Source organism: Xanthomonas sp. SHU 308, assembly GCF_000364645.1.
Taxonomy (GTDB): domain Bacteria; phylum Pseudomonadota; class Gammaproteobacteria; order Xanthomonadales; family Xanthomonadaceae; genus Xanthomonas_A; species Xanthomonas_A sontii.
The window spans coordinates 1-1282 of sequence record NZ_AQOK01000578.1 but is presented as its reverse complement, the minus strand read 5'-3'; the positions used below and the strand labels follow the sequence as shown (position 1 = coordinate 1282).

Annotated in this window: 2 protein-coding genes and 1 pseudogene; all 3 read left to right on the top strand. The window is 73.8% G+C overall.

Annotated features, from left to right (window positions below):
- A pseudogene (locus D588_RS0116800) lies at window positions 1-183 on the top strand (DUF454 domain-containing protein); the annotation flags it as partial.
- 109 nt (window positions 184-292) lie between these two features.
- Window positions 293-970, top strand: a complete 678-nt coding sequence (exbB, locus tag D588_RS0116795) for a tonB-system energizer ExbB (RefSeq protein WP_017916805.1) — start codon at window positions 293-295, stop codon at window positions 968-970.
- Window positions 971-978: 8 nt separating this feature from the next.
- Window positions 979-1282 (top strand): biopolymer transporter ExbD (locus D588_RS0116790; protein ID WP_017916804.1); only part of this gene is annotated, 304 nt, incomplete at its 3' end.

Below are 1282 nucleotides of genomic sequence, written 5' to 3'. Positions count from 1 at the left end.
GGCGCCATCCCCCGCCGCGGCAAGTGGCTCGCCGCCAGCGGCATGGCGCTGGGCTATCTGCTGTTCTGCTGCGGCGCGCATCCCGGCGCGACGCTGGCGCTCGGCGTCGGCGCGCTGATCGCCGCCAGCGCCGCGTTCGTGCTGACCCGCCCTGCGCCGCGCGACGCGCCACCACCGCGCTGAATACCGTCCCGCCGCGCCGCCCTCCTACCACGCCGCCTCCCAGCCCATGACCGCTATCGCCCCCATCTCCCCCATCGCACCGCGTCCAGCCGACCTCAGCGCCTGGCAGATGTTCCTGCATGCCGACCTGGTGGTGCAGGCGGTGATGATCGGCCTGGTCGTCGCTTCGGTCGCGACGTGGACGGTGCTCCTGGCCAAGCACCGGGAACTGGCGCGCGCCGGCGCGGCGCTGCAGGCCGCGCGCGCGGCGCTGCAGGGTTCGCAGCGGCTGCGCGAGACCGAGGCGCAGCCGGCGTTGGACACGCCTGCCGCCCGCGCGCTGCTGCAGGAAGCGCGCGCTGAACTGCAGCAGTCCAGCGGCCTGCGCGACGCGGCCGGGATCAAGGAACGGCTGGCTTCGCGCCTGGAGCGGGTGGAACTGGACCACGCGCGACAGTGGCGCCAGGGCATCGGGCTGCTTGCCAGCATCGGCGCCACCGCACCGTTCGTCGGCCTGTTCGGCACGGTGTGGGGCATCATGCGCAGCTTCGTCGGCATCGCCCGCGCCAATACCACTACCCTGGCGGTGGTGGCGCCAGGCATCGCCGAAGCGCTGCTGGCGACGGCGCTGGGCCTGGTCGCGGCGATTCCGGCAGTGATGTTCTACAACCACCTCGCGCGGCGCCTGGGCGGGCTGCGCCAGCGCCTGGGCGATCTGTCGGCCGGTGTGCAGCAACTGGTGTCGCGCGACCTGGACCGCCTCCACGCCGACGCGCCGGCAGCGGCCGACGCCGCCGCCACGCGATGAGGCCGGCCATGGCGATCCGCACCGCACGCGACGACGACGACGACACCCTCGAAGAACAGCACGCGATCAACGTGACGCCGTTGATCGACGTGATGCTGGTGCTGCTGATCGTGTTCATGATCGCCGCACCACTGGCGACGGTGGAGGTGCCGGTCGAGCTGCCGGCCAGCGGTGCCGCGGCCGGCGCGCCCGACCGCGACCCGATTCTTCTGACCCTGGGCGCGGACCTGAGCCTGCGCCTGGACGAGCAGCCGATCGCCGCGCAGGCGCTGCGGCCGGCGCTGGACCGACGCAGCGGCGGCGACCGCGACC

Excerpts from the sequence above, each read along its gene's own strand:
- exbB (WP_017916805.1), top strand. The coding sequence starts at position 293 with ATGTTCCTGCATGCCGACCTGGTGGTGCAGGCGGTGATGATCGGCCTG.